The 26,510-nt window shown below is 68.3% G+C and carries 23 protein-coding genes and 1 riboswitch; of the genes, 13 read left to right on the top strand and 10 right to left on the bottom strand.

The annotated features are described in order from the left end of the window. Positions 1 to 15 precede the first annotated feature (15 nt). The gene (locus JF781_RS03650; protein ID WP_225327298.1) at positions 16 to 750 is read left to right on the top strand and encodes a DUF899 domain-containing protein; all 735 of its coding nucleotides are present in this window, start codon (positions 16 to 18) and stop codon (positions 748 to 750) included. A gap of 95 nt (positions 751 to 845) precedes the next feature. On the opposite strand, the gene JF781_RS03645 is transcribed toward JF781_RS03650, so the two are convergent. Both JF781_RS03645 and JF781_RS03640 read right to left on the bottom strand, forming a co-directional pair. Beyond that, positions 846 to 1,067: a hypothetical protein gene (locus tag JF781_RS03645; RefSeq protein ID WP_009957137.1), complete on the bottom strand. Its 222-nt coding sequence runs from the start codon at positions 1,065 to 1,067 to the stop codon at positions 846 to 848. A 43-nt stretch (positions 1,068 to 1,110) separates the two neighbouring features. Beyond that, positions 1,111 to 1,491, bottom strand: coding sequence for a nuclear transport factor 2 family protein (locus JF781_RS03640; protein ID WP_225327317.1), 381 nt, complete (start codon positions 1,489 to 1,491; stop codon positions 1,111 to 1,113). A 66-nt stretch (positions 1,492 to 1,557) separates the two neighbouring features. Between JF781_RS03640 and JF781_RS03635 the strand changes: the two genes are divergently transcribed. Further along, positions 1,558 to 2,052 (top strand): SRPBCC family protein, encoded by a 495-nt coding sequence (locus JF781_RS03635; RefSeq protein WP_225327297.1) that lies wholly within the window; start codon positions 1,558 to 1,560, stop codon positions 2,050 to 2,052. On the opposite strand, the gene JF781_RS03630 is transcribed toward JF781_RS03635, so the two are convergent. Genes JF781_RS03630 through JF781_RS03605 form a run of 6 tightly spaced genes read right to left on the bottom strand, consistent with a single transcriptional unit; the run spans position 2,033 to position 9,472 of the window. Further along, on the bottom strand, positions 2,033 to 3,172 hold the full coding sequence (locus tag JF781_RS03630; protein ID WP_225327316.1) for an NDMA-dependent alcohol dehydrogenase: 1,140 nt from the start codon (positions 3,170 to 3,172) through the stop codon (positions 2,033 to 2,035). The two genes, JF781_RS03635 and JF781_RS03630, sit on opposite strands and share 20 nt — an antisense overlap. 14 nt (positions 3,173 to 3,186) lie before the next feature. After that, the gene (locus JF781_RS03625) at positions 3,187 to 4,704 is read right to left on the bottom strand and encodes a long-chain fatty acid--CoA ligase (protein WP_225327296.1); all 1,518 of its coding nucleotides are present in this window, start codon (positions 4,702 to 4,704) and stop codon (positions 3,187 to 3,189) included. Beyond that, positions 4,701 to 5,483 (bottom strand): SDR family NAD(P)-dependent oxidoreductase, encoded by a 783-nt coding sequence (locus tag JF781_RS03620; protein WP_225327295.1) that lies wholly within the window; start codon positions 5,481 to 5,483, stop codon positions 4,701 to 4,703. The genes JF781_RS03625 and JF781_RS03620 overlap by 4 nt, the downstream gene beginning before the upstream one ends. Before the next feature lie 2 nt (positions 5,484 to 5,485). After that, complete coding sequence (locus tag JF781_RS03615) at positions 5,486 to 7,093, bottom strand: AMP-binding protein (RefSeq protein ID WP_225327315.1); 1,608 nt, start codon at positions 7,091 to 7,093, stop codon at positions 5,486 to 5,488. A gap of 13 nt (positions 7,094 to 7,106) precedes the next feature. Next, positions 7,107 to 7,856: a GntR family transcriptional regulator gene (locus tag JF781_RS03610; protein ID WP_225327294.1), complete on the bottom strand. Its 750-nt coding sequence runs from the start codon at positions 7,854 to 7,856 to the stop codon at positions 7,107 to 7,109. Then, positions 7,856 to 9,472 (bottom strand): SMP-30/gluconolactonase/LRE family protein, encoded by a 1,617-nt coding sequence (locus JF781_RS03605; RefSeq protein WP_225327293.1) that lies wholly within the window; start codon positions 9,470 to 9,472, stop codon positions 7,856 to 7,858. Before JF781_RS03605 ends, JF781_RS03610 begins: the two co-directional genes overlap by 1 nt. Positions 9,473 to 9,667: 195 nt before the next feature. On the opposite strand from JF781_RS03605, the gene JF781_RS03600 reads away from it, so the two are divergent. The 8 genes from JF781_RS03600 to JF781_RS03565 all read left to right on the top strand — a co-directional run bounded on the left by JF781_RS03600 (position 9,668) and on the right by JF781_RS03565 (position 21,319). Continuing rightward, positions 9,668 to 10,513 (top strand): SDR family NAD(P)-dependent oxidoreductase, encoded by an 846-nt coding sequence (locus JF781_RS03600; protein ID WP_225327292.1) that lies wholly within the window; start codon positions 9,668 to 9,670, stop codon positions 10,511 to 10,513. Next, the gene (locus JF781_RS03595; protein WP_225327291.1) at positions 10,513 to 11,913 is read left to right on the top strand and encodes an SRPBCC family protein; all 1,401 of its coding nucleotides are present in this window, start codon (positions 10,513 to 10,515) and stop codon (positions 11,911 to 11,913) included. Before JF781_RS03600 ends, JF781_RS03595 begins: the two co-directional genes overlap by 1 nt. Beyond that, a complete protein-coding gene (locus JF781_RS03590) occupies positions 11,910 to 13,757 on the top strand; it encodes an NAD(P)/FAD-dependent oxidoreductase (protein WP_225327290.1) in 1,848 nt (615 codons plus the stop codon). The genes JF781_RS03595 and JF781_RS03590 overlap by 4 nt, the downstream gene beginning before the upstream one ends. Further along, positions 13,754 to 14,704 carry an SDR family NAD(P)-dependent oxidoreductase gene (locus JF781_RS03585; protein ID WP_225327289.1) on the top strand — a complete coding sequence of 317 codons (951 nt, stop codon included), beginning with the start codon at positions 13,754 to 13,756 and terminating at the stop codon, positions 14,702 to 14,704. Before JF781_RS03590 ends, JF781_RS03585 begins: the two co-directional genes overlap by 4 nt. Before the next feature lie 13 nt (positions 14,705 to 14,717). Further along, on the top strand, positions 14,718 to 15,917 hold the full coding sequence (locus JF781_RS03580) for a CaiB/BaiF CoA-transferase family protein (protein WP_225327314.1): 1,200 nt from the start codon (positions 14,718 to 14,720) through the stop codon (positions 15,915 to 15,917). Then, a complete protein-coding gene (locus JF781_RS03575; protein WP_225327288.1) occupies positions 15,914 to 17,626 on the top strand; it encodes a thiamine pyrophosphate-binding protein in 1,713 nt (570 codons plus the stop codon). The genes JF781_RS03580 and JF781_RS03575 overlap by 4 nt, the downstream gene beginning before the upstream one ends. 28 nt (positions 17,627 to 17,654) lie before the next feature. Continuing rightward, positions 17,655 to 19,091 (top strand): aldehyde dehydrogenase family protein, encoded by a 1,437-nt coding sequence (locus JF781_RS03570; RefSeq protein WP_225327287.1) that lies wholly within the window; start codon positions 17,655 to 17,657, stop codon positions 19,089 to 19,091. A gap of 233 nt (positions 19,092 to 19,324) precedes the next feature. Next, positions 19,325 to 21,319, top strand: a complete 1,995-nt coding sequence (locus JF781_RS03565) for an acyltransferase family protein (protein WP_225327286.1) — start codon at positions 19,325 to 19,327, stop codon at positions 21,317 to 21,319. A 19-nt stretch (positions 21,320 to 21,338) separates the two neighbouring features. Here the strand turns inward: JF781_RS03565 and JF781_RS03560 are convergent, their stop codons facing one another. Further along, positions 21,339 to 21,998: an O-methyltransferase gene (locus JF781_RS03560; RefSeq protein WP_225327285.1), complete on the bottom strand. Its 660-nt coding sequence runs from the start codon at positions 21,996 to 21,998 to the stop codon at positions 21,339 to 21,341. Positions 21,999 to 22,276: 278 nt separating this feature from the next. Further along, a riboswitch (M-box (ykoK) riboswitch) is annotated at positions 22,277 to 22,460 on the top strand. Positions 22,461 to 22,709: 249 nt separating this feature from the next. On the opposite strand from JF781_RS03560, the gene JF781_RS03555 reads away from it, so the two are divergent. Both JF781_RS03555 and JF781_RS03550 read left to right on the top strand, forming a co-directional pair. Then, positions 22,710 to 22,925 (top strand): hypothetical protein, encoded by a 216-nt coding sequence (locus JF781_RS03555; protein WP_225327318.1) that lies wholly within the window; start codon positions 22,710 to 22,712, stop codon positions 22,923 to 22,925. Between the two features lie 71 nt (positions 22,926 to 22,996). Further along, complete coding sequence (locus JF781_RS03550; protein ID WP_225327284.1) at positions 22,997 to 24,799, top strand: NRAMP family divalent metal transporter; 1,803 nt, start codon at positions 22,997 to 22,999, stop codon at positions 24,797 to 24,799. On the opposite strand, the gene JF781_RS03545 is transcribed toward JF781_RS03550, so the two are convergent. Then, positions 24,791 to 25,735 (bottom strand): NADP-dependent oxidoreductase, encoded by a 945-nt coding sequence (locus tag JF781_RS03545; RefSeq protein ID WP_225327283.1) that lies wholly within the window; start codon positions 25,733 to 25,735, stop codon positions 24,791 to 24,793. The two genes, JF781_RS03550 and JF781_RS03545, sit on opposite strands and share 9 nt — an antisense overlap. Positions 25,736 to 25,863: 128 nt before the next feature. Between JF781_RS03545 and JF781_RS03540 the strand changes: the two genes are divergently transcribed. Further along, complete coding sequence (locus JF781_RS03540; RefSeq protein WP_374109661.1) at positions 25,864 to 26,505, top strand: hypothetical protein; 642 nt, start codon at positions 25,864 to 25,866, stop codon at positions 26,503 to 26,505. The last annotated feature ends 5 nt before the right edge of the window (positions 26,506 to 26,510 follow it).

Below are 26,510 nucleotides of genomic sequence, written 5' to 3'. Positions count from 1 at the left end.
CAAAGGCGTACCGCGATGAACACACCCCCGATCGTGTCGACCCACGAGTGGGCGAGCGCGCATCAACAACTGCTGGAAAAGGAGAAGGAACTCACCCGGGCCCGTGACGCGCTCGCGGCCCTGCGGCGCCGGATGCCGTGGATGGCCGTGGACGCCGACTACGAGTTCGAGGGGCCCGAGGGCAAAGTCAACCTGCCGGGCCTCTTTCAGGGCAGGCGTCAGCTGGTGGTCTACCGGGCCTTCTACGGGCCCGACATCGACGGCTGGCCCGAGCACGGCTGCCGCGGCTGCTCGATGATGGCCGACCACGTCGGCAACCTGGCCCACCTGAACGCCCGCGACACCACGCTGGTGTTCGTCTCGCGGGCACCGCAGCCCGACATCGAGCGCCTCAAGGCGCGGATGGACTGGAAGATGCCCTGGTACACGATGACCGACGGTTTCGACGCCGACTTCGGCGTGGACGAATGGCACGGCACCAACGCCTTCATCCGTGACGGCGATCGGGTGTTTCGCACCTACTTCATCAACAACCGCGGCGACGAGGCGCTGGGGACCACGTGGAGCTTCCTGGATATGACCGCGCTGGGACGCCAGGAAACCTGGGAGGATTCGCCCGAGGGCTACCCGCAGACCGCTCCCTACGAGTGGTGGGACTGGCACGACGCGTACGGCGAGCACGAGCCGTCACGCTGGTTCGGCGACCCCGACCCGAACGATCCCAACGACATCCGGCCGCCGAAGAGCTAAGCGGCGCAGGCTGTTTGGGGCTGCGCAGAAAACATGAATGCACGGTAGCCGTCGAACGGCTACTCGCGCATGTGTTTCCGCCGAGAATTCTTCGGCTACAAAATTCGGTGATTCGCCCTGCCGACCTGGTAGCCGGTGGGGAACGATTTCTCGATGACCTGGAGCTGGTGATCCACTCGGGATTCGAGCTCGAGGACCACGCAGTCGCTGAGCGCCTTCGATTCGAGAACTATGTACCGCTGACCACAATCGGTGATCGGGTCGCCCGAGTGCAATTTCTCGACCGGCACCGACTCCGGAGTTCCATCTGCCTCCATCCATGACACGTTAGGTCAATTCCGCAAGCGAGGGAATAGACCGCTACATGGCGGCGGCGTCCTGGCGCTGTTTGAAGAACACGCTGACGTGAGCGATCAATCCGTCGTCGTCGCGCTCGAAGAGGAGGCATTCGGGCCACCGCCGGGCCACACCGTCGAACTCGAACGCCTCGGTCAACTCGACGTAGGACAGCCGGGCGTCCACATGCGACACTCGCTGCACGTCGAGCCGGTGGCCTTGCAGATCGGTGATTATCTTGCGCAGGTAGGCGAGGTAGTTCGCCTTGCCCTCGATGAGATCGCAGAACGGCCCCTCACGGGTCAGGCCGTCGTCGGCGAGGGTGCCGGCCAGGCCGTCCCAGTCGTGAGCGGTCAGGCAGTCGAGGTAACGCTCGACCACGTGACCTTTCGCCGCGTCGCCCATCATGCCTCCGCTCCGGGCACTGCGCTGAGCGTAACGCCACGGCGAAAAAACTGACAGGATGTCGCCGTGGCGTTACATGCGCGGGCCCGGTCGTTGTTGTTCGTGCACGCCGACCGGAGGCTGTCCGAGCGCGTGCCCGCGCCGCCCGATGCGGTGCGCGGCTTCTACGTGGACCTGGACAACATCAGGCTCGTGCACCCGCTGATCGTGTCCGTGGAAACGTTGTCCCGCAGCGACACCCCGGAGGGCTACCAGCAGAGCTATCGGGTGGTCGATCGAATCCCCGTGGGGCCGTTCACTATCCGCACCGCTTATCACGCCAGGCTGCGAGTGCCCGCGAGCGGCGACGTGCTGACCGAGGCGGATCAGTCACCCGGGGTGCGGTTACGCGGCACGGTGAGTTTCGAGCCCGACGACGGCAGCACCCGGGTCACCGAGCGCATCCGGATCTCCGCGCCGCGGCTGCTGGCCGGGGTGACGATCCGCGAGGCGGTCAAGGCGCACGCCGAGATGCTGGCTGGGATTCGGCGGCATTTCGAAGTCACACCCCGAAGTCGATGACGCCGCGAATGTTGCGGCCCTCGCGCAGATCCACGAACGCCTCGTTGATCTCGTCGAGCCGGTAGTGGCGGGTGACCAACTCGTCGAGTTTCACCGCGCCCGCCTGATACAACGACAACAGCATCGGCACGCTGGTGCGCGGATTCATCCCGCCGTAGAGCGCTCCCCTGAGCTGTTTGGCCGACAGCGTCATCTCCTGCAGCACCAACGGAACCGGGGGCTCGGTGAACGGGGTGATCCCGGTGAGCACGCAGATCCCGCCCTTGCGGAGCAGCGTCATCGCCAACGGAAGCAGGTCCACGTGCACCACGCCGGGGCAGACGACGACGCGGTCGGCCATCAGTCCGGCGGTGATCTCTTTGACCAGCGGTATCGCCTCCTCGGCGGAGGCGGCGGTGTGCGTGGCGCCGAAGATCTTGGCCGAATCACGCTTGGACTCAACGGGATCCACCGCGACGACGTATTTCGCTCCGACGGCACGCGCACCTTGCAGGGCGTTCATCCCGACGCCGCCGGCGCCGATGACGACGACGGTGTCGCCGGGTTCGGTGCCCGCCGAGATGGTCGCGGAACCCCAGCCGGTGCTGACCCCGCACGACACCAGCGAGGCGGCATGGAACGGGATCGCGTCGTCGATCTTGATGACGGAGCGCTCCGAGAGCACCGCGTATTCGGCGAACGTGCCGAGTTGCCCATAGGCCAAGAGGTTTTCGTCACCGAGGTGGCGGCGGCACGTGCCGTCGGTGGGCATCTCCCGCACGAACAGGCTCGCGCCGATGTCGCAGATGTAGCTCTGGCCGTTCACGCAGAACCGGCAACTGCCGCACGCGGGAATGAAGGAGAGCGCCACGTGATCTCCGGGGCGCACCGACGTCACGCCCGGCCCGACCTCCTCGACGACACCGGCGCCCTCGTGACCGCCGAGCAGCGGGAACCAGTCCGGAGCGGGCTGCCCGCTCGCGGCCAGCGCCTCGGGGGTCGGCACCACATCGCCGGTGAACAGATGGTCGTCGGAGTGGCAGATCCCGGCAACCGCCATCCGTACCAGGACCTCGCCGCCGCGGGGCGGATCGAGCTCGATCTCGCGGATCTCCCAGTCCCGGCCCACCCCGCGGATCACAGCGGCGCGACACTTCATTGCGACCTCCTCGATGTCTCATGGAATTCCCGGCGTGGCGCCAAGCTGGCCCGCAGTTCCCGCTTGAGCACCTTGCCGTAGCTGTTTTTCGGTAGCTCGTCGACGAATTCGTAGCGCTTGGGCCGCTTGAAGCGGGCGATGCGCGCCAGCAGATGCGCGTCGAGCGCCGCGGGGTCGACGGAATCGCCTGTGCCGACGACGAATGCGACCACGATCTCGCCCCACTCGGCGTCGGGGACACCGACCACGCATACCTCCGCGACCCCGGGGTGCTCGAGCAGGACCTCCTCCACCTCGCGCGGGTAGATGTTGCTGCCGCCGCTGATGACGACGTCCTTCGACCGATCGCGCAGCGTGAGGAAGCCGCGGTCGTCGAACGAACCCATGTCGCCGGTGTAGAGCCAGCCGTCTTTGAGGGTGGCGCGGGTCGCGGCGGGATTGCGCCAGTAGCCGGACATGACCGCGTCGCCGCGGCACACGATTTCGCCGATCTCGCCGACGGGCGCCGGGTCGCCGCCGGTGCCCAGCACCGCGACGTCCATCCCCGACCGCGCATAGCCGACCGATCCCAGGATCGCGTCGTCGTCGGAATCGTGGTCGGCGCGGCGCAGCCCGGTGATGGTCATGGGCGACTCGCCCTGCCCGTAGATCTGCGCGAAGATCGGGCCGAACGCCGCGATCGCCTTGCGCAGGCCTTCGACATACATCGGGCCGCCGCCGTAGACGATCGTCTTGAGGTTGGCGGGGCGGGTGCGGCCCGTATCCACCAGGCGCTGCACCATCGTCGGGGCCAGAAATGCGCTGCCGGCCGGATGGTGTTCGCACAGATCGAGGAACTCGTCGGGATCGAACGCTCCCGAGGAGGGCACCACCTGGCGCGCGGCGCGCAGCACGTACGGCAGGACGTAGAGCCCGGAGCCGTGAGACATCGGCGCCGCGTGCAGGAGGCTGCAGCCCTCGTCGGGGTCGTCGATGTCGGCGAGGTGGGCGACGGTCATCGCCGTCAGGTTGCGGTGCGACAGCATCGCGCCCTTCGAGCGGCCGGTGGTTCCGCTGGTGTAGAACAGCCACGCCAGCGCCGACGGGTCGGTGCGCGGGGGCGCGGACGGGGCGGTGTCGAATCGCCGTGAATAGGCCTCGGAATCAAGGGATTCCGTCGGCGTCGTGGTCACCGATGCCAGTTCCGCGCCGAGCTCGGCAGAGGCGAACACCCGCGAAGCGCCCGCATCGTCGAGGATCTGCGCCATCTCGCGCGGATGCAGCTTGTAGTTGACGGGGACGACGACGCACTCGGCGGCCCAGATCGCGAACATCAACTCGATGATCTCGGGCCGGTTGTGGGTCGCGATCGCGATGCGAGCACCGGTCCCGTGCTGTTGCCGGATCGACGCGGCCAGTCGTAATGCCCGGTCCCGCAACTCGATCCAGGTGCACAGGCGCCGGGTCCCGTGATACAGCGCGCCGCGATCGGGGAACCGCCTCGCCGCCTGGTCGAGCATCGCAAACAGGTTCATCGCTCGATCCACTGCGAGGACAAGGCGAACTCCGACAGATACTTCGTCGAGCTCCATCCGCCGTCGACGACGATCGTTTGGCCGTTGATGAAACTTCCGCCCGGCGAGCACAAGAAGGCGACAGTGCTGGCGATGTCGTCGATGCGGCCCAGCCGCTGATGCGGTGTCATCTCGGTGTTGATCTTGCGGAATCGCTCGTCCTCCAAGCGCTTCTCGACCATCGGCGTGACCGTCACCCCGGGCGCGACGGCGTTGCATCGGATGCCGGACGCGCCATACTGGCAGGCGATGTGGGTGCTCAGTGCGGTCAGCCCGCCCTTGGCCGCGGAGTAGGCCCCGCCCCGCAGGCCGCCGACGACCGCGAACGTCGATGTCACGTTGATGATCGCCGAACCGGGTCCCATGTGGGGCAGCACATCCCGCGCGAGCCGAAACGGGGCCCGCAGCATCAAACCCAGGAAGTAGTCCAGGGTCTCGTCGTCGGTCTCGTGCAGCGGCTTGGGGCTGCCCACCCCGGCGTTGTTGATCAGGAAGTCGATGTGGCCCCACCGCTGCACGGCGAGGTCCACGATGCGGCGCGGCGCGTCGTCGCCGGTCAGGTCGACGGCAAGCGTCGCCACGCGATCCGGATCGCCGACGGCCTCGTGCAGCTCGGCCAGCCGGTCCTGGTCGCGGCCCGTGCCGAGGACCGCCATGCCCATCTCGGCGAGTTTCGTGGCGCAGCCCAGACCGATGCCGCTGCTTGCGCCCGTGACGATTGCGACCTGCATCTCACCCATCCTTAGCTTCCGCCCCGGGTCAGCGTGGCCCGGATCCGATGCTTGAGAACCTTGCCCGCCTCGTTCTTTGGCAGGGCATCCCAGATCACGACCTGTTCGGGCGCCTTGAACTTGGCGACGCCCTTGCTCACCAGCAGCGCCAGCAGGCTCGCGACGTCCGGGCTCTCCGCGCCCGCGGGGACGATCACCGCGCAAGCCCGTTCGCCGGTGCGCTCGTCCGGCAGCCCCACGACCGCGATCTCGGCGATGCCGGGATGATCGGCGAGCAAATCCTCGACCTCCTTCGCGGAAATGTTCTCGCCGCTGCGGATGATGACGTCCTTGGCCCGCCCCGTCACGACGAGGTACCGGTTTTCGGAGCCGGCCGAGACCCACCGCCCGAGATCCCCGGTGCGGAAAAACCCTGCGGCATCGAAGGAATCGGCTCCGTCTTCGGGATGGCGGTAACCCACCAGCATCTGCGGGCCGCGCACACAGATCTCGCCGTCACCGGCGGGAGCGGCTTCGTGGGCGACGAGCTTGATCTCCGCGATGCCGGCCCTGCCGTCGGTGTCCGCGGCGCGGTCGGCTTCGTCCGGCCGGGGCGCGCCGACGGTCGCGACGGGAACCTCCGTGCAGCCGTATACCCGGGTGATGACCGCGCGTTCGAAATACTCTGCGGCGCGCCGGATCAGCGACGGCGACACGGATGCGCCGCCGCAGATGAACACCTTCAGGTCGGGCAGGCGGGTGCCGGCGCGCTCGGCGGCCGAGAGCAGCTGCTGCAGAAACGGCGTGGCCCCCGCCATGTGGGTGCACCGTTCGGTGTTCATCAGGGCGACCGCCTCCCCCGGGTCCCACCGGTCCATCAGCACCGCGGTCGTGCCCAGCAGCAGCGGGCATTCGAAGGCATAGATCGAGCCGCCGATATGGGCGACCGGGGAGGGGACCAGGAACGTGTCGCCCGGATCGATGCTCCAGTGCTCGCGGAGCTGGCGGATGAGCGCGTGCAGCGAATTGTGCGTGTGCAGGACGCCTTTCGGCCGGCTCGTGGTCCCGGATGTGTACAGGATCATCCGCACGGCATCGGGATCGAGCGCCGGAAGCGTCGCGGCCTCCGGCGCCTGGCCCAGCAGGTCCGGATAGCGGGTGTGCGCACCGGCGTGCCCGGTTTCGCGAAGCACCACGACCTCGGGCGCGGCCTCCATCGCGGCCGTCACCCGTTCGAGCATCGCCCCGTAGTCGTGGCCGCCGTACCGGTGCGGGACGAAAATCATTGCCGTGCCGGCGTCTTCGAGGATAAAACGCAGGTCGTGGTCGCGCAGTGACGGCAGGATCGGGTTCACCACCATGCCGGCCAGCGTTGCGGCCAAATAGATGACGGCGGTCTCGTGCCAGTTCGGCAGCATAAACGACACGACGCTGCCGGTGGGCATGCGCGCCAGCAGCGCCCCCGCCAGCGCGCCGGCCTGTGCATGCAGGGTGGCGCAGTCCAGCCGAACATCCTTGTCCACGACCACCGTTCGTTGCGGCGAGGCCTCTGCGGCCGTCCGCAGCGAATCGGCCAGCGTGGTGTGCACCCACAATCCGCGCCGATAAGCCTCTGACGCTTGCGCCGCGTCGTGGCGCACCGGGGCGATCAACTCAACCGGCCTGACCGGTGACGCGCCGCATCGTCATCGCGTACCGAAACCTCGACGACAGGTGGGTATTGATCGTCACCTGGGCCACCTCCCCGTCGGAGGTCGTGTAGGTGCGCCGCATCTGCAGCGCGGCCGTTCCCGCTTCCACGCCGAGGCCGTCGGCCAGCTCCGGGGACAGCAGGACGGCCGCGATCTCCTGGTGCAGCTGGGAGACGCTCACGCCGAACAGATCCTCGATCAACGGGAAAATCGGGCCGGCATGGCGTTGCAGCAGCCTGCCGACCGCGGCGAAACTGCGGCTGATGTAGTACTCCGTTCGGCACATCGGCTCCGACGCCCCATCGGCCTGCCGGTAGCCGCGCACCGAGAGCCACTGGGTGCCGGGCTCGAGTCCGGTCCGGGCGGCGAGGTCCTCGTCGATCGTCACCATCTCGTTGGATTCGATGGTCAACTGCGCGCCGGCAGCGAACGCGAGCAGGTCGTCGATCGACATCGCGTCCTGGGCATAGGAACTCGACGCCGGGCGGGGCACCACCCGGGTGCCCGCCCGCGGCCGGGAGGCGACCAGGTTGTCCTCCCGCAGCCGGCGCAGCGCCTCGCGAACGGTGTAGCGGCTCACCGCAAAGCGCTCACACAGTTGGTGCTCGGTCGGCAGCTGTGATCCCACCGGGTAGACGCCGTCGACGATCTCCTTGCGCAGCGTGCGTGCGATCTGCAGGTAGCGGTGGTCGCCCGCGATGGCCTGGGACATCAGCGCCCCGTGGGGCGCAGGGCCAGCACGCTGCCCTCACCGTCGGCCGAGACGTACAGCGTTCCATCGGCCGCGGCGGTGATGCCGGCGAACGGGCCCTGTGGCCCGGAAAACGGCGGCATGCCACGCAGCGGCTTGGGCGTCACGCCCGGCGGGGGCCCGACCGGCAGACCGGACGCGATCGTCCGGCGCGCGCGGCTGGCGAGATCGAACGCGATCAACTCCTTGGCGCCGGCGTCGACCACGTAGAGCACACCGCCGCGGGCCAGAATGCCTTGCGGCCGTTGAAGGTCGGCGACGACGATGTCGGCCCTCGACCCGTCCAGCCTGACCACCCGCCCCGCGCCGGCCTCCGCCACCAGGGCGGCCCCGTCGGCATCGATCGCGACGCCGACCGGCTCGCGCAGATCGGTCGCCAGCACGTCGATACCCCCCGACCGCAGCGACAGCACCCGCCCGGTGCCCAACTCCGCGACCACCACGGCGCCGGGGCTCACCGCCACCCCGTAAAGCTGGTCGAAACCGTCCGCCAGCACCTCGCTTTCGCTGGCGTCGGGCCGGTAGCGGGCGACCTGGCCGCCTGATGTCGTGACGACGAACTCGCCGGGCCCGCTCGCGGCGACGCCGCGCAGGAATCCGGGATAGCCGGGACTGAACAACATCCCGGCGGTGTGCAAGGACCCGTCGGGCAGGGCGACGTAGAAGTACGTGCCGTCGGCGATGTAGAGCTGCCCGTCATCGCCGACCGCCAGGTCCAGCGGCCAGTTGAGTCCGCCCGGCAACACGGATTCCGTTGTGCCGTCGGGGGATATCTGGGTGATCTCGCCGGTGAAGTTGGAGACGAACAGCCGGTCGCCGACGAAGGTGCAGTTGTCCAGCCCCGGATTCAGCTGGGCGAGCAGGCTCCGTTCGCCGCTGCGGGGATCGATGCGCAGCACCTGCCCGCTGGCCACCTGTGTCGACACGAGGTAGCCCTGAGCGTCGAACTTGACGGAGTCGGGTACGCCGAGATCGCCTGCGACACATTGCGGCTCGCCGCCATCGGGGTCGACGCGCCAGATCTCGTTGGCGCCCATCACCGGGAAGTACAGCAGGCCGTCGGGGCCGACCTCCATCGCGTTCGGTGAAGGCACGTTTTCCAAGAGCACCCGTGGTGGGCCGCCCGTCAGGTCGAATTCCAGCAGGCGCCCGCCTTCGCGGCATTCACCGATGAACAACCGACCGCCATGGAACGTGATGCCGTTGGCCGACGGCACGTCGTCGCGCAGCACTCGCGTCCGGCCGCTGGGCTCGCGCACGCTGACCCGCCCGTCCATCACCTCGGTCGCGTACAGGTTGCCGCCGGGGTCGAACGCGACGTCGTCGGGCGCCACGATGTCGCCGCCCCTGGGGCTGGCGGTGACCAGTTCCCCGGTGCGGTGGTCCAGCGCGCTGACCTGACTGCCGGTCACCTGCGCGATGTAGATGCGGCCGTCCGGGCCGGTGCGCAGCCCGTTGGCACCGAACAGCCGGCTGGGCGCGGTGACCCGCTCGAGCTGCCAGCCCGGCGCGACGTCGATTGCGTCTGGGGCTGGGTACCGCGAGGGCTGCGTGGAGATGGCCCTTGAAATGGACATGCTCGCCGAGGTCCTTCCGTCAGCCGGTTGGGCTGGACGTTATCAATTCCTCGTAGTCCAGACAATAGCCGCCGAAGTGTCCCGGGCCGATCTTGACAGCGAAGTCCACGGGTCGGAATAGTGTTCTCCAATGGACAGAATGCCGTATTTTGTCCGGACAAATCACGATGTGTGCGCGGTGGACGGAAGCAGGTAATGGAGGACTTCCTCAGACTGGACGGCCGCATCGTGGTGGTTTCCGGCGCCGGCGGTGGCGGCATCGGCACGACCGTCGCGGCGATGGCCGCCCGCGCCGGGGCCACGGTGATCGCGGTGAGCCGATCGAAGGAAAACCTCGACGAGCACGTCGCCCCGCTGGCCGCCCACGGCCTGGCCGTGGTGCCCGTCGCGGCAGATGCGTCCACCGACGAGGGCATCGCCGCGGTGATCGACCGCGCGCGCCGCGCCGACGGAGAGTTGTACGGGCTGGTCAATGTCGCCGGCGGCGCCGAGCCGTCGACGTGGATGCCGTCGACTCGGGTGGCACGCGACGACTGGCGCAAGATCTTCGCCGACAACCTCGAAACGGCATTCTTCATGAGCCAGGCCGTGGCGGCCGAGCTCGTCGCGCGGCAGCGGCCGGGATCGATCGTGTCGATCTCGTCGATCAGCGGCATGAACACCGCGCCGTTTCACATCGCCTATGGAACCGCCAAGGCCGCGATCACGGCGATGACCCGCACGATGGCCCTCGAGTTGGCGACGGCGGGAATCCGGGTGAACGCCGTGGCGCCCGGCGTCACCGAGACGGCGGCCTCGCGCACCTACGTCGACGAAGACCCCGACCGGGACCGGCAGGCGATCGCGATGGGTCGCCGTGGGCGGCCCGAGGAACAGGCCGGCGCCATCCTCTTCCTGCTCTCGGAGATGTCAAGCTACATCACCGGCCAGACGCTGCTCGTCGACGGCGGGCTGGACCTCAAATGGAGCCACCTCGGCGCCGACAACACGTCGCTTTTTCTCAAAGACGAATCCTTCCGCGCGGCGATCAGGAGGATGTGATGACCGATCTGGCCAAGGGCACGAATTCCGCTGGGGTCGAGGAACTCTCGACGCCGATGACGATCGGTGTCGAGGCATACATCTCCGAGGACTACGCCCGCGCCGAGCGCGACAGGCTGTGGCGCCGGGTCTGGCAACAGGTCGGCCGCGTCGAGGAATTGCCCGAGGTGGGCAGCTACCTGACCTACGACATCCTCGACGACTCGATCATCGTGGTGCGCACCGGCAGCAACGAATTCCACGCGCACCACAACGTGTGCATGCACCGCGGCCGCCGGCTGATCGACACCCCCGAGGGCGCCAAGAACGCCTGCGCGCGCACCCGAAAGTCGTTCGTCTGCGGCTTTCACGGCTGGACCTATGGCCTGGACGGGGCGTGCACCCACATCCGCGAGCAACAGGACTGGCAGGACGCGCTCACCCCGGACAACACCCACCTTCGACCGGTCCGGGTCGACACGTGGGGCGGCTGGCTGTGGATCAACATGGACCCCGATTGCGAGCCGCTGGCCGATTACCTGTTCCCCGCCGCGAAGATCCTCGACCCGTTCGGCCTGGAAAACATGCGCTACAAATGGCGCAAGTGGCTGTCCTTCGACTGCAACTGGAAGGTCGCGCTGGAGGCCTTCAACGAGACCTACCACGTCTACACCACGCATCCCGAGTTCAACAAGTTCGGCGAGTTCAAGGGGTGGGCGAAAGCCCAAGGCAGACATAGCAACATCGGCTACGACGCTCCAGAGGACATGGAGGCCACCAAGTCCAAGATCCGCCTCGGCATCGGCGCCGACCCGCGGGTGTCCACCGCGGAGATGCAGGTGTACACGATGGAGGAAACCAACGCCACCACCACCCAGACGCTGGTGAACGCCGCCAAGCGACTCGTCGACGAGCTGCCCGAGGGGACGCCGGCCGACAAGGTCCTCGAGCACTGGCTGGCGTCGGCGCGCCGCGACGACGAGGCCCGTGGCGTGGTGTGGCCGACGATTCCCGCCGACATCCTCGGGCAGGCCGGCACCGCGTGGCAGATCTTTCCGAACTTCCAGATCGGGCAGGGCCTGACCAGCGCGCTGTGCTACGGCGCGCGGCCGCACCCCAGCTACAACCCCGACAAGTGCCTCTTCGAGGTGTCGGTCTTCGAGCTGTACCCGAAAGGCCAAGAGCCCCAGACCGAGTGGGAGTACACGCCGGTCGGCGACCCCCGGTGGCGGTCGGTCCTGCCGCAGGACTTCTCCAACATGGCCGCCGTGCAACAGGGCATGAAGTCGCTCGGCTTCGGCGGCACCAAGCCCAATCCGTACCGCGAACGCAGCACGGTCAACCTGCACTACCAACTGTCGAGATACATGGGCGTCGGTGAGCCCCAGGAACTTTCGCACAAGGAGTCCCCATCGGCATGACCATGCACCTGGACAACTGCGGGCCCACCCAGACGCCCGATGACGTCGACATCGCCGCGCTGCGCGAGAAGTACCGCCTGGAGCGCGAAAAGCGGCTGCGCAAGGAAGGTTCCAAGCAGTACATCGAGTTGGAAGACGATTTCGCCGGCTACTACGAGGTCGATCCCTACACCCCGGCCACGCCGCGCGACCCGATTTCCGAGGACATCGACGTCGCGGTCCTGGGCGGCGGCTTCGGGGGCCTGCTGTCGGCGGCCCACCTGAAGAAGGCGGGCGTCGACGACGTACGCGTGATCGAGCTCGGGGGCGACTTCGGCGGCGTCTGGTACTGGAATCGGTATCCGGGCATCCAATGCGACAACGAATCCTACTGCTATATCCCGCTTCTCGAAGAGCTCGACTTCATGCCGTCGAAGAAGTTCGCCGACGGTGCCGAGATCTACCAGCACTGCCGCAACATCGGCAAACACTTCGGCCTCTACGATTCGGCGATCTTCTCCACCCAGGTGCGCGACCTGCGCTGGGACGAGGAGATCAAGCGCTGGCGGATCGGCACCAACCGCGACGACGACATCCGCGCCCGGTTCGTGGTGCTGGCGTCGGGACCCTTCCACCGGCCGAAATTGCCAGGCATTCCGGGGATCAAGGACTTCAAGGGCCACGCGTTCCACTCGTCGCGGTGGGACTACGACTACACCGGCGGGGACAGCGGCGGCAACCTGCACAAGCTCGCCGACAAGCGGGTCGCCGTGATCGGCACCGGCGCCACCGCGATCCAGATCGTCCCGTTCCTGGCCCGAGACGCCCAGCACCTCTACGTCTTTCAGCGCACCCCTTCGACCGTCGACGAACGCAACAACGCACCAACCGACCCGGAGTGGGCGAAGTCGTTGCAGCCGGGCTGGCAGCGCGAACGGCAACGCAACTTCCACTCCTGGACGTTCGAAGGCATGGCGCTGGGTCAGCCGGATCTGGTGTGCGACTTCTGGACCGAGCTCGGGCGCAACACCGCGGCCCGGGTGCTCGCGCTGGCCGACCCCGCGTCGATGACCCCCGAGCAGTTCATGGCGATCCGCGAAGAAGAGGATTACAGGTTGATGGAGCGGCTGCGCCGCCGCATCGACGTGATCGTCGAGGACGCGCAGACCGCCGAGGCGCTCAAGCCCTACTACCGGTTCCTGTGCAAGCGGCCGCTGTCCAACGACGAGTACCTGCCGATGTTCAACCGCCCCAACGTCACCCTCGTCGACGTCTCCGATTCCAAAGGCGTGGAACGGATCACCGAAAAGGGCTTGGTCGCGGGCGGCGTCGAGTACGAGGTCGACTGCATCATTTATGCCAGCGGCTTCGAGATCACCACCGAGATCAGCCGGCGCTATTCCATGGAGACGATCGAGGGACGCGACGGGCTGTCGCTGTTCGACTACTGGCGCGACGGCTACAAGACGCTGCACGGGATGACCAGCCGCGGATTCCCGAACCAGTTCTATACCGGTTTCACCCAGGTCGGCATCTCCGCCAATATCGCCGCCAACTACGAGCTGCAGGGTGAGCACATCGCCTTCATCATCGCCGAGGCGTTGAAGCGGGGGGCGACCACCGTGGAGCCCAGCGCGGCGGCGCAGGAGCAGTGGTGCGCGACGATCCGGGAAACCGCGGTGGACAATTCGGCGTTCGACGCCCAGTGCACGCCCGGCTACTACAACAACGAAGGCGGCGGCGGGGGAGAGGGCATCCGGTCACACCTGGGCGAACCGTACGGCCCCGGCTTTTACGCCTTCGAGGACCTGCTGCGGGCGTGGCGGGACAAGGGCGACCTGGACGGGTTGGTGCTCGGCGCTTGACCGAAATCCTTGCAGCGCAATTACGATTCGACGGCCGCGTCGCCGTGGTGACGGGAGCCGGCCGCGGCTTGGGTCGCGCCTACGCGCAACTGCTGGCCGCGCGCGGGGCGCAGGTGGTCGTCAACGACGTCGGCGGCGCCCTCGACGGCGACGGGGTCGACGCCGGTCCTGCCGAGCAGGTCGTCGCCGAGATCACCGCGGCGGGGGGACAGGCCGTCGCGTGCAGCGCGTCGGTCGCGACCGCCGACGGCGGCGCCGCGATCATCGCGACCGCGCTCGAGCACTATGGCCGCATCGACATCCTGGTGCACAACGCCGGCAACGTCCGTCGAGCCTCCCTGAAGGAGATGAGCTACGAGGACTTCGACGCCGTGCTCGACGTACACCTGCGCGGCGCGTTCAACGTTGTGCGCCCGGCGTTTCCGCTGATGTGCGGCGCGGGCTACGGCCGCATCGTGCTGACGTCGTCGATCGGCGGGCTGTACGGAAACCACGACGTGGCGAACTACGCGGCCGCCAAGGCGGGTGTGATCGGGTTGTCCAACGTCGCCGCGCTCGAGGGCGCCGCCGAGGGCGTGCGCTGCAACGTGATCGTGCCGGCGGCGGTGACGCGCATGGCGGAAGGCATCGACACGACCGCCTACCCGCCGATGGGACCGGAACTCGTTGCGCCCGTGGTGGGCTGGCTCGCGCACGAGTCCTGCTCGGTGACCGGCGAACTGTTCATCGCGCTGGCGGGCCGCGTGGCCCGAGCGGTCGTCGCGGAGAGCCCCGGCGTGTGCCGGTCATCGTGGACGATCGAGGACGTCGGCAACCATCTGGACGCGATCCGCTACGTCGAGGCGCCGACGATCTTCCCGGTCGTCCCGGATGGACACGACCAGCACATCCGCTACAGCTTCGAGCTGGCGCAGAGGTCAAACGATCAAGGAGCGCTCCATGGCTAGCCCCTCGGGCCCGATGGCCGGCCTGCGCGTGATCGATCTCACCGCGATGGTGATGGGGCCCTACTGCACCCAGATCATGGCCGACATGGGCGCCGACGTGATCAAAGTCGAACCGCCCCAAGGCGATAACACCCGCTACATCTCGGTGGGCCCGGCGCCGGGCATGAGCGGGGTGTTCGTCAACGTCAACCGCGGCAAGCGCAGCATCGTGCTGGACCTGCAGACCGACGCCGGAACGCGGGCGCTACGCGCGCTGGTCGAGACCGCCGACGTGTTCATCCACTCGATGCGCGCCAAGGCGATCGCCAAGCTCGGCTTCGGCTACGACGACGTCGCCGCGATCAATCCCCAAGTCGTCTACACCAATTGCTACGGATACGGGCGACGCGGACCCGATCGCGATCGCCCCGCTTACGACGACACGATCCAGGCCGAATGCGGCCTCCCGGCGGTGCAACAGCAATTGACCGGCGAGGCCGACTACGTCGGCACCATCATGGCCGACAAGATCGCCGGACTGACGGCGCTGTACGCCACCACCATGGCGTTGTTCCACCGCGAGCGCACCGGGCAGGGACAAGAGGTCGAGGTCGCCATGTTCGAGACCATGGCGTCGTTCATGCTCGTCGAGCATGCCAACGGCGCCCTGTTCGATCCCCCGCTGGGGCCCGCGGTGTATCCGCGCACCGTGGCCCCCAACCGCCGCCCGTACCGCACCAGCGACGGCCACATCGCCGCGCTGATCTACAACGACAAGCACTGGAACGCCTTCATGAACGCCGTGCGGCCGCCCTGGGCCAGCGAGCTGTACGCGACGCTGGAACAGCGTGCCTGCGAGATCGACACCGTCTACGGGCTGGTGGCCGAGACGATGAAAGAGCGTTCCACCGCGGAGTGGTTGAAGCTTCTGCGCGAACTCGAGATACCCGCCGCGCCGCTGAACACGCCGGGCGCGCTGTTCGACGATCCGCATCTCAACGCGGTCGGCATGTTCGAGACCGTGGACACCCCGCACGGACCGGTGCGCTTCCCGGGCGTACCCACCTGGTTCTCCCAGACGCCCGGCCGCGTCGCGGGCCCGGCGCCCGAACTCGGCGCCCACACCTCCGAAGTGCTCGCCGAAATCAGCGCGAGCAGACACAGAATCGCACGAAACACGCCGCCAGAGCACGATTTTGCGTCTGCTCGCGACGGAAAGGAACTTCAACGATGACCGTGCCGGTGTACAAGCGCATCCTCGACCTGTTCGAGGCCGAGGGCGTGAACACGATCTTCGGGATCCCTGACCCGAACTTCGTGCACATGTTCGCCGAGGCCGACGCGCGCGGGTGGTCCGTGGTCGCGCCGCATCATGAACTGAGCGCGGGCTTCATGGCCGAGGCGGCGTCGCGGATGACCGGCAAGCCCGGCCTGTGCATCGGCACGCTCGGCCCGGGCATGGCCAACATGGCCGGAGCGATCCAGTGCGCACTCGTGGAGAACTCGCCGGTGATCTTCCTCGGCGGCCAGCGCGCCCGCATCACCGAACGCCGGGTCCGGCGCGGACGCATCCAATTCGTCCGCCAGGAGCCGCTTTTCGCCCCGTCCGTCAAGTACAGCGCGTCCATCGAGTACGCCGATCAGACCGACGAGATCATCCACGAGGCGATCCGCCAGGCCATGTCCGGCACCCCCGGCCCGGCCTACGTCGAATACCCGTCGCACGTCATCCTCGAAGAGCTCGACGTGGCCGATCCGCTGCCGCCCCATCGGTATCGCCTCGTCAACCAGGGCGCGGGGGCCCCGGAGATCGCCAAGGCCGCGAAGCTGATTCGCGAAGCGAAGAGCCCGATTCTGTTGGTGGGCCACGGCGTGCACACGTCGCGCACCGGTCCGGCGGTGAAGGAGCTCGCCGAGTTGATGGCCTGCCCTGTCATCCAGACCTCCGGGGGTACGTCGTACATCCCGGGTCTGCAGGAGCGGACATTCCCCTACTTGTTCTCGCCGGCCGCCAACGAGGCCGTCGAGGAATCCGACCTGTGCGTCGCGCTGGGGACCGAACTCGGTGAGCCGATGCACTACGGCCGGACCCAGCATTGGGCGGGCAACGATGCGAACCGCAAATGGGTGTACGTCGAGCAGGACCCGGCCGCCATCGGCGTCAACCGCCAGTTCGACGTGCCGCTGGTGGGCGATCTGCGCGGCGTCGTGCCGCAGCTCGTCGACGCGCTCCGCGACACGCCGCGCACCCCGTCGGCCAAACTCGAGAAGTTGGTCAAGGCCGACGCCGAGGAGCTCGCTCAGCTCGCCGAGACTGCGCCGTCGGGTCGTTCGCCGATTCACCCAGCGCGCTACGTCGTCGAGGCCACCAAGGCGTTCAACGAACTCGACGACGCCATCATGGTCCGCGACGGCGGCGCGACCGTCATCTTTCAGTGGACCTACTCGCAGGCCAAACCGCGCGACGTGATCTGGAACCAGAACTTCGGCCACCTCGGCACCGGCCTGCCCTACGCGGTCGGGGCATCCGTCGCCGAGGGCGGCAAGCGCCCCGTCATGCTGCTGACCAGCGACTCGGCTTTCCTCTTCCACATCGCCGAGCTGGAAACGGCTGCGCGGCAGCATCTTCCGCTGGTGTGCGTGGTGGGCGTCGACCACCAGTGGGGCCTGGAAGTGGGCGTCTACAAGCGCACGTTTGAGCAGCCCTCACCGCAGCCCGGCGTGCACTGGAGCAAGGACGTCCGGATGGACAAGATCGCGGAGGGCTTCGGCTGCCACGGCGAGTTCGTCGAGAAGGAATCCGAGATCGGACCGGCCATCGCGCGCGCCTACGCCAGCGGCAAGGTCGGTGTGGTGCATGTGTGCATCGACCCGAAGGCCAACTCCGAGGAGATGCCCAAGTACGACCGATTCCGCACCTGGTACGCAGAAGGCACCCAGTAAGCGTCGCAACTAAGGAAGAGTGCAAGCTATGCGCGAATACCTGAAGTTCTACATCGACGGACAGTGGGTCGACCCGGTGCGGCCCAACGCCTTCGAGGTGGAAAACCCGGCGACCGAGCAGGTTTCCGGAAAGATCTCGTTGGGATCGGCGGCCGACGTCGACGTGGCGGTTCAGGCCGCCCGGCGCGCCTTTGCCGGCTGGTCGCAGAGCACCCGGGAACAGCGCCTGGACTTGTTGCAGGCCATCCTCGCCGAATACCAGAAGCGCGCGGACGATCTCGCCGAGGCGGTCACCGAGGAGATCGGCGCGCCGCCCTCACTGGCCGCGGGCCCGCAGGTCTTCCTCGGCATCGGCCACCTCACGACGGCCATCGACGTGCTGAAGAACTTCCCGTTCTCCGAACACAAAGGGGAGACCCTGATCGCCAAGGAGCCGATCGGTGTCTGCGGCTTGATCACGCCGTGGAACTGGCCGATCAACCAGGTCGCCGTCAAGGTGTACCCGGCGCTGGCGACCGGCTGCACCGTCGTGCTGAAACCCTCTGAGGTCGCGCCTTATTCGCCCTACATCTTCACCGAGATCCTGGCCGCCGCCGGCGTGCCGGCCGGGGTGTTCAACCTGGTCAACGGCGACGGCCCGGGCGTCGGCGCGGCCCTGGCGAGCCACCCCGACATCGACATGGTGTCGTTCACCGGGTCCACGCGCGCCGGCATCGAGGTCGCCAAGAACGCCGCCCCCACGGTGAAGCGGGTGACCCAGGAGCTCGGCGGGAAGAGCCCCAACATCGTCCTCGACGACGGTGGCTTCGCCGACGGCGTGCGGGCCGGCGTCGCCAACATGATGCCCAACTCGGGGCAGAGCTGTAACGCGCCGTCGCGCATGCTGGTGCCGAATTCACGGATGGCCGAGGCGATTACCCTCGCGCGTGAGGTAGCCGAGCAGGTCCAGGTGGGCACCCCCGGCGACGCGACGGCGATCGGGCCGGTGGCGTCGAAGACGCAGTTCGAGAAGGTGCAGCGCCTGATTCAGCAGGGCATCGACGAGGGCGCGACCGTGGTCGCGGGCGGCCCGGGCCGGCCGGCGGGGCTGGACACGGGGTACTACGTCAAGCCGACCGTTTTCGCGCACGTCACCAACGACATGACGATCGCGCGCGAGGAGATCTTCGGGCCGGTGCTGTGCATCCTCGGCTATGACGACCTCGACCAGGCCGTCGAGATCGCCAACGACACCGAGTACGGTCTCGCCGGCTATGTCTCCGGGGCCGACCTCGACACGGCACGCGAAGTTGCCCGCAGGATCCGCGCGGGATGGGTGACGATCAACCACGCATTCGACATGAACGCGCCGTTCGGCGGCTACAAGCGCAGCGGCAATGGCCGCGAATGGAGCGAGTTCGGCTTCCACGAATACCTGGAGGTCAAGAGCACCCTCGGCTACGCGCCCGACAAGGCCGCCCGATAGCCCGCCGCACCGAAATCCGAACGCACCACGGCCGAAAACCGTTGCGTGTCCTCCGCGGAATCCCGCGCGTCCACCCTTAAGCTGGCTCCGTTCACGAGGAGGGGCAGCGACGTATCGGCATCAACCATGGCGCCGGGCGGGATGGTAGTCACGGCGCGTTGACGGCGAGCACCGAGCCGGGCGGGTCTCACCCCGCACCGGCTCGTCGTAGTCGGCCCCGATGGGTCGCCCCCGTGCGCCGGGTTGGCCGGCTGGCCGTCTGGGACCGCCCCGAGCGGCGCAGCGGAATCCCGGCGCTCGACGGCCTGCGCGCGATCGCCGTCGCGCTGGTGCTCATCGGGCACGGAGGAATCCCCGGCGTCAGCGGCGGATTCATCGGCGTCGACGTCTTCTTCGTTCTCAGCGGATTCCTGATCACCTCGCTGCTGCTCGACGAGCTGGGACGCACCGGCCGCATCGAGCTCACCGGCTTCTGGATCCGGCGCGCGCGGCGGCTGCTGCCGGCGCTGGTGTTGATGGTGCTCACCGTGGCGGCGGCCCGGCAGCTGCTACCCGAGCGGTCGCTCACCGGCCTGCGCGACGACGCCATCGCGGCGTTCGTGTGGATGGCGAACTGGCGGTTCGTCGCCCAGAAGACCGACTACTTCACCCAGGGGGCGCCGCCGTCGCCGCTGCAGCACACCTGGTCGCTCGGGGTGGAGGAGCAGTACTACTTCGTCTGGCCGCTGCTGCTGATCGCGGTCGCGCTGGCGCTGGCCGCACGCGCGAGGCGCCGCTTCACCCGGGCCACCGTCGGCGGGGTGCGCTTCGCGACGTTTGTCATCGCCACCCTCGGGACGCTGGCGTCCGCGGCGCTCGCCATCGTCATGGCCTCCGACGGCACCCGCGACCGGATCTACTTCGGCACCGACACCCGCGCGCAGGCGCTGCTGGTCGGTGCGGCGGCCGCCGCCCTGCTGGTACGGGACTGGCAGTCGATGAACCGCGGCTGGTGCATGATCCGCACCCGGTGGGCGCGGCGCGCCGCCCGGATCCTGCCGCTGCTGGGTGTGGCGGGGCTGGCGGCGGCGACCCACTACGCCACCGGCGCCAGCGGCGAATTCCGCCACGGCCTGCTGATCGGCGTCGCGATCGCGGCCGTCCTCGTCATCGCCCCGGTCGGCCTGGAGCAGCGCGGCGTCGTCGCCCGCGCGCTCGCGTTGCCGCCGCTGGTGTGGCTCGGGACCATCTCGTATGGCATCTACCTGTGGCACTGGCCGATCTTCTTGGCGCTCAACGGCGAACGCACCGGGTGGGCCGGGCTGCCGCTGTTCGCCGCGCGGTGCGCCGCCACGGTGGCGGTGGCCGCGGCGTCGTATTGGGTGCTCGAGCAGCCCATCCGGCGCTGGCGCCCTTCGCGGGTGCCGCTGCTGCCGTTGGCGGCGGCGACCGTGGCCAGCGCCGCGGCGGTGACGCTGTTGGTGGTTCCGGTGGGAACCGGGCCGGGACTGCGTGAGGTGGGCCTGCCGCCCGGTGTCTCGGCGGTCGCGGCGGTCTCGCCGTCGCCGCCGGGAGAAAGCCGGCCCCGGGATCCCAATCGGCCGTTCACCGTCTCGGTGTTCGGTGATTCGATCGGGTGGACGTGGATGCACTACCTCCCGCCGACGCCGGGATTCGCCTTCCTCGACCACACCGTCATCGGGTGCAGCCTGGTGCGCGGCACGCCGTACCGGTATGTGGGTCAGACGCTGGAGCAGCGATCCGAGTGCGACGGCTGGCCGATTCGATGGGCGAGGCAGGTCAGCCAGGACCAGCCCGATGTCGCGCTGCTGATCATCGGCCGCTGGGAAACCGTGGATCGCGTCAACGAGGGCCAGTGGACCCACATCGGCGACCCGACCTTCGACGCCTACCTCAACGGCGAACTTGAGCGGGCGCTGACCATCGCCGGATCCACCGGTGTCCGGGTGGTGGTCGCGACCGTGCCGTACAGCCGCGGCGGTGAGAAGCCGGACGGCCGGCTGTATCCCGAGGACCAGCCGGACCGGGTCAACCTGTGGAACACCATGTTGCGCAAGACCGTCAGCCATCACCCGAACGTCGCGATCCTCGACCTGAACAAGAAGCTGTGCCCCGACGGCGTCTACACCGCCAAGGTCGACGGCATCAAGGTGCGCAGCGACGGTGTGCACCTGACCCCGGAGGGGGTGAAGTGGCTGACGCCGTGGCTCGAGGAATCGCTGCGGTAGCGCCGCGCAGGAAATTCTCCTAAGTGCCTGTGCGGCAGCTGATCTCCATGCTGTCGCTGTCGCGAACTTGGAAGTTGAAGCTGACGTAGCCGTTGTCCTGGTCGCGCACCCGGTCGAGATACGGGGCCATATCGGCCGAGCTGGCGTTGTCGGCGATGACCAACGCACCCGTGGACAGGCGGGGCTCCAGCAGCTCGATCACGGGCAGGTACAAGTCTTTCCAACCGTCGAGCAGCAGAAAATCGATCGCCCCGTCCAGGCTTTCCAGCGTGCTCAAGGCATCGCCCTCCAGGATGGTGATCACATCGTCCAAGCCCGTCTCGGCGAACGTCTGCTTCGCGGCGGCGATCTTGGTGGCGCTGAGCTCGGTGGTCACCACCCGGCCGCTCCCGTTGTCACGCACCGCGGCGGCCAGGTGAACGGCGGAAATCCCGAACGACATCCCGAATTCGACGACGGTCGCCGGGCGGGTGGCGCGGACCAGCGAATACAGCAGCCGGCCGGCTTCGGGCGTCACCGGGATGTAGAACTCGCTCATCGCGTCGGCGCGCTCCTGGGCGGTCATCGGCTGATCGAAGGTGCCACGCCGCTCGCGCAAGAGCGACATCTGGTTCTTCGACTCGGCGTACATGCGGTCGAGCGTCGATGCGACCCGCGGATCCTGCAGGGTTGTGGTCATGTCGCCGAGCGTAGCCCGGCGACGGTGAGCGCCGGAACGGCGCGAGTGAGGAGCGGGCGATCGAACCGGGCCCGGCGACGGTGAGCGCCGGAACGGCGCGAGTGAGGAGCCGGGCAATCGAACTGGGCCCGGCGACGGTGAGCGCCGGAACGGCGCGAGTGAGGAGCGGGCAATCGAACCGGGCGCAGCCCGGATGGGCGCTGGGGGCCCGACGGCGGCGCCACGCTCAGCGCAAATGAGTTTGACGAGCCCGGGCCGCGGTGCCACTATGGACTCCGCAAGCACCTCGGTAGGTGAGGCGTCTGCATGGATACAGGCCACTGACCCCGAACGTCGAGAGACGCCCCGGGTCAGGACAGCTCTTCCCGGGCCCAAGGGTTGAGCCCAAGTGGCTTCTGGACGACCATCGGCTTCGTCCGGATACGCCGTGCAGTGCCGAAGCTCCGACGAGAGGGGTGCGACCGGCGGCGTTGGTGCCGTCGGTCATTCGTGCCTCTCTCGTTCAGGTGAATGTGATGACACCCGCGTGTGTCCCGGCCGTGAGGAGGTGAGGGCGAGATGAGTCCCGGCGATAGTCCGCATCCAAAATTCGTTTTGTCCCGATCCGGCTCCGGCATTCCTTCCGCCGCCTGACCTACCTTCCGGTCCTGCGCGGCTGACACGTTCCACGGACGGTGTCGACGCCGATCGGACCTCTGGCAGGAGAAGATCATGGCTTTTGTTGTCACGCACCGTTTTTCCGCCGCCCCCAGGGGACGTGGCCGGTCGATGCTGCGCGCCGGCCGGTTGCTGGCCGACAAGTTGCACCTGCGGGCCAACCTGACCCCCCAGGAGCGGGCCAACCTGTACGTCTCGCGGATGCCGATCGCCGTGGTCACCGCCTCGCTGGGCGGACACGTGTCGGGCCGCCCCGACAACCACTGGTGATCCGTTCCCCGCATCGAGCGCATCCGCACTCCTCACCGCGAGGTGAGAACGAATCGTACAGCGAGGATCAGATGACTTCGATCCACACCCGCGGCGGCCGCCGCAGCCTGATTTTCGGCCGCTCGGCCGCCGCGGTGGAAACCCCGCACGCCGAGGAGCAGGGGCCGACGGTGCTGGACACCGCGCACGTCGGCGACATCGTCGGCGCGTTCGGCCGCATCGGGCGCGACGGCACCGGGGGCACCACGAACGGCCGCTGGCGGCGGCTGAAGACACTGGCGGTCATCAGCGGTCCCGGCCTGATCGTGATGGTCGGCGACAACGACGCCGGTGGCGTCGCGACCTACGCCCAGGCCGGCCAGGACTACGGGATGGGCCTGCTGTGGACGCTGGCACTGATGATTCCGGTGCTGTACGTGAACCAGGAAATGGTGCTGCGGCTGGGCGCCGTCGCCCGGGTGGGTCACGCGCGCTTGATCTTCGAACGGTTCGGAAAGTTCTGGGGCGCCTTCAGCGTCGGTGACCTGTTGGTCTTGAACGCCCTGACAATCGTCACCGAATTCATCGGTGTGTCACTGGCTCTCGGTTTCCTGGGCTGCCCGAAGTTCGTCGCCGTCCCGGCCGCCGCGGTGCTGCTGTTCGCCGTCGTGGCCGGGGGGTCGTTTCGCCGCTGGGAGCGGTTGATGTTCCTGCTGATCGCCGTCAACGTGCTGATCATCCCGATGGTGCTGCTGGCGCACCCGGCCCCGAAAGCGACTGCGGCCGGCCTGATTCCGCAATTCCCCGGTGGGCTGAACTCGACCGTGCTGCTGCTGGTGGTCGCGATCGTGGGAACGACCGTCGCGCCGTGGCAGCTGTTCTTCCAGCAGTCCAACGTGGTCGACAAGCGCATCACCGCGCGCTGGATCCCTTACGGGCGAGCCGATTTGGTGATCGGGATCGTCGTGGTCATGGTCGGGGCGACGGCGCTGATGGCGGTGACGGCGTTCGGATTGGCGGGCACCGCCGATGCCGGCCACTTCACCGACGCGGGCGCGGTCGCCGCCGGGTTGTCCCGGCATCTGGGCGGCACGGTGGGGGCGCTGTTTGCGATCATCTTGCTGGACGCGTCGCTGATCGGCGCCAACGCCGTCGGCCTGGCGACCACCTATGCCGTCGGTGACGCCATGGGCAAGCGGCACTCGTTGCATTGGAAGATCAGCGAGGCGCCGGTGTTCTACGGTGGCTACGCGGCGCTGCTCGCGGTGTCGGCGGCCGTCTCGTTCAGCCCCGACCACATCCTGGGGCTGGTGACCCAGGGCGTGCAGGCGCTCGCCGGCGTGCTGCTCCCCTCGGCGACCGTCTTTCTGGTCTTGCTGTGCAATGACCGCGCGGTGCTGGGGCCGTGGGTGAACACGGTGCGGCAGAACATCATTGCGTGGAGCATCGTGTGGTGCCTGGTGCTGTTGTCGCTGGCGTTGACGGCGACGACGTTCTTCCCGGACCTGTCCACGGCCACCATCGAGATCGGGCTCGGTGTCGGCGCCGTGATCGGCATCGTCGGCGGTGCGGTGATGATCATCGTCGGCCGGCGGCATCGCAGCCTGGCCGAGGCGGAAGCCATCGTGCGCACCCTCGGAGGTGGTCTCGACCCCGAGCAGGTCGACGAACTCGACGACGCCGCATCGCTCACCCGCGCCGAACGGCGGGCCGTGCGCCGCCAGGACCGGGCCGGCTGGCAAACCCCGAACCTGGCCCTGCTCGACAGGCCGGCGATGTCGCCGTCGCGCCGGGCGGGGTTGCTCACGCTGCGCGGCTATCTCGTGGTGGCCGTCGCGTTCGTCATCATCAAAATCGTGCAGGCCGGGGTCATCGAGCCGGTCTCGTCATTGTGAGCCGGTAGGCAGCAGAACGATTTTCCCGTGGGTGTGCCGTTGCTCGAGTTCGGCGAACGCGTCGGCGACCCGGTCCAGCGGATAGGTTGCGGCGACGTCGAACTCGATGGCGCCGGAGACGATCAGGCCGGCCATTTCGGCGAGCACTTCGGGTGTCGAGGCGTCCATGCTGCCCTCGGTCTTGGCGCCCACCTCGTCGGCCTTCTGGAAGGCGATGATGGTGTCGATCCGCTGCGGCGCCACGCCGAGGTCCACGGCGAGCTGGACGTAGTCCGGGCCGAACAGATCGATGAACGCGTCGATTCCGTCCGGCGCCGCGTCGCGCAGCCGCTCGGCGAGCCCGTCACCGTAGGCGATCGGGATGACGCCGTGCGCGCGCAGCCAGTCGGCGTTGCCGGGGCCCGCAATGCCGAGGACGCGCGCCTCGCGGAGCACCAGAAGCTGCACCACCAGGCTGCCCACCCCGCCGGCGGCGGCCGACACGGCCACCGTCTCACCCGGCTGGGGCGCAACCGCACGCACCGCCGCGTACGCCGTCACGCCCGCCACGTAGAGCGAACCCGCTGCCTCCCAACCGAGTTGAGGGGGTTTGCGGATCAACTGGCCCACCGGAACGGCGACGTGGGTGGCGTGGCTGGAGCGGCGCAGGCTGAAACCCAAGACCTCGTCGCCGACCGCAAACTCGGTGACCCCGGGCGCCACCGCCGTCACGACGCCGGCGAGATCGCTGCCCTCCCCGGAGGGAAAGGTGGCCGGGAACCTCTCGTGCATCGCCCCGACCCGGATGCCGGCCTCGCCGGGGTTGATCCCGGCCGCGCGAACCTCGACGACGACCTCACCCGGCCCGGGCGTGGGCATGTCGATGTCCGCCACGTACAACACCTCACGGCCCCCGTAGCGGTCGAACCGTACGGCGCGCGCCGTTGCAGCGGTCATGCCGATCTCCTCACGCGAAGACACCCCTACCCACGCCAGCATAGGCACGCGAAGAGCTACCCATCGCCGGCCCGTTGGGCATATGTTCGTAACAACTCGAACACGGATGACGTGTGGAAGGGACATGCGTGGGGGTTGCTCGAATCGGCGTGGCGGGTGGGGTCTTGCGGCACGTGACCGCCATGACCGCGATCGTCGCGGTCGGCGCCGCGAGCGCGGGCTGCGGCGGTGCGGACGAATCCTCGTCGCCCTCAGTGACGGAGTCGAGCCCGTCCGCGACCCCGACCGGCTCGAGCGCGGTCACCGGGCCGCCGCCGGGCCAACCCACCGATTACGGCTTTCTGCTGATCAAGCCGAGCGACGTGGGCGGGGGGCTCACCGCACCCCAGTCGCCGATGCTCAACCCCAACAACGCGCCGGGGGTCGCGCAGCTGTTCGCCAACGCCGACAGCGGCCGCCGCCTGTGGGACACCATTGTGGTGACCGCCGATCCCTCGGCCGCCGCGGCCGAACTGGCCGGCAGCAAAAGCGATTACGCCGGCAAGGTGGTCGGCGACTGGCGGCCCCTCGCCGTGGGCGCCAATGGCTCAGCGATTTCGGGCGCCTCACCCGACAACTCCCAAGCCATGACGGTCCTGCTGTTCACCGAAGGCAAGGCGCTCGTCACCCTGGAGTTCGACAGCGCACCCAACGACCCGTTCGACCCGGCGGCGACCCTCGACATCGCGCGCAAGCAGAACGAAGCGATCAAGAGGGGGTTGCCCGGCTAGGGCGG

It is taken from the genome of Mycobacterium sp. WUMAC-067 (assembly GCF_020217485.1).
In the GTDB taxonomy this organism is placed as follows: domain Bacteria; phylum Actinomycetota; class Actinomycetes; order Mycobacteriales; family Mycobacteriaceae; genus Mycobacterium.
This window is presented reverse-complemented; position numbering and strand designations above follow the sequence as displayed.